The organism is Vibrio sp. Vb1755 (genome assembly GCF_033338635.1).
Classification (GTDB): domain Bacteria; phylum Pseudomonadota; class Gammaproteobacteria; order Enterobacterales; family Vibrionaceae; genus Vibrio; species Vibrio alginolyticus.
Window position 1 is genome coordinate 1 of record NZ_JAWOTA010000236.1, and the last position, 1,210, is coordinate 1,210.

The 1,210-nt window shown below is 46.9% G+C and carries 2 protein-coding genes; both read left to right on the forward strand.

Annotated features, from left to right (window positions below):
* Positions 1–257: COX15/CtaA family protein (locus tag R7E00_RS24190; RefSeq protein ID WP_318124791.1), on the forward strand; the 257-nt coding region annotated here is incomplete at its 5' end.
* Positions 250–1,158: a heme o synthase gene (cyoE, locus tag R7E00_RS24195; RefSeq protein ID WP_318124792.1), complete on the forward strand. Its 909-nt coding sequence runs from the start codon at positions 250–252 to the stop codon at positions 1,156–1,158. The genes R7E00_RS24190 and cyoE, both read left to right, overlap by 8 nt.
* Positions 1,159–1,210 lie beyond the last annotated feature (52 nt).

Below are 1,210 nucleotides of genomic sequence, written 5' to 3' on the forward strand. Positions count from 1 at the left end.
TCCTGACGTATTGTGTGGTGTTGATGAAACAAGACTCGCACCATTCACAGAAAGTCGGTATGTGGCTTGGGATGGCGCTGGCTTGCCAGATTACGCTTGGTATTAGCAACGTGGTGTTTCAGTTACCGATTTACATCGCAGTGGCTCATAACCTGGGTGCTGCAATCATGTTGAGCCTGATTTGTGTAAGTCAGTTTTATTTGTGGCAAGGAAAAGCCGATTGGAATTATGCAGTGAAAGGAGTTCGCTATGAGTAAAGAAATTGCGTTAACACTCGATAGTCGAAAGCGTCTCGGCTCAACGTACTTAAAACTGACTAAACCTAAAGTTGTCGCGCTAATGTTAGTCACCGCCATTGTCGGCATGAGCTTGGCTCCGGTCACTGATTTTCCTTGGATTCAAGCATCCATCGGATTGATTGGAATAGGACTAATGGCTGGTTCTGCCGCGGCATTTAATCATCTTATTGACCGCAGAATTGATGCAAGAATGGCTCGTACTCATACGCGTCCTTTACCGTCGGGAGATACCAATCCCTTGTCGGTTGCGATTTTTGCCGTGGCAATAGGCGTGGTTGGTTTTGTACTCCTATATGCTTGGGTAAACGCGCTCACAGCGTGGATGACGTTTTTGAGTTTACTGGGCTATGCGGTGGTTTACACCATGTATTTGAAGCGAGCAACGCCGCAAAATATTGTGATTGCTGGCATTGCCGGTGCGATGCCGCCACTCTTAGGTTGGACAGCGGTGACGGGTGAGCTGCATGGGAACGCTTGGCTATTGGTGATGATTATCTTCATCTGGACGCCTCCGCATTTCTGGGCTCTCGCGATACATCGAGTGGAAGATTACCGCAAGGTCGACATTCCTATGCTGCCGGTAACCCATGGCATTGAATACACCAAAACATCGATCTTACTTTACACGGTATTGCTCACATTGGTGTGCGTGATGCCTGTATTGGTGGGGATGGTCGGTTTTATCTATCTCTTTTCAGCATTGCTGCTAAATGCGGGTTTCATTTATCACGCGTGGAAACTCAAGTTTGCACCCGAGCCTAATAGCGCAATAGACACATCTAATTTCTCCATTTATCATCTGTTGGCGCTGTTTGTTGCGCTCCTAGCCGATCACTATATTGCAATGGTGTTGCAGTAAGCGAATAACTTAATGGTATATCTGCTAATAAAAAACGCCGCGAAAAGTGCGG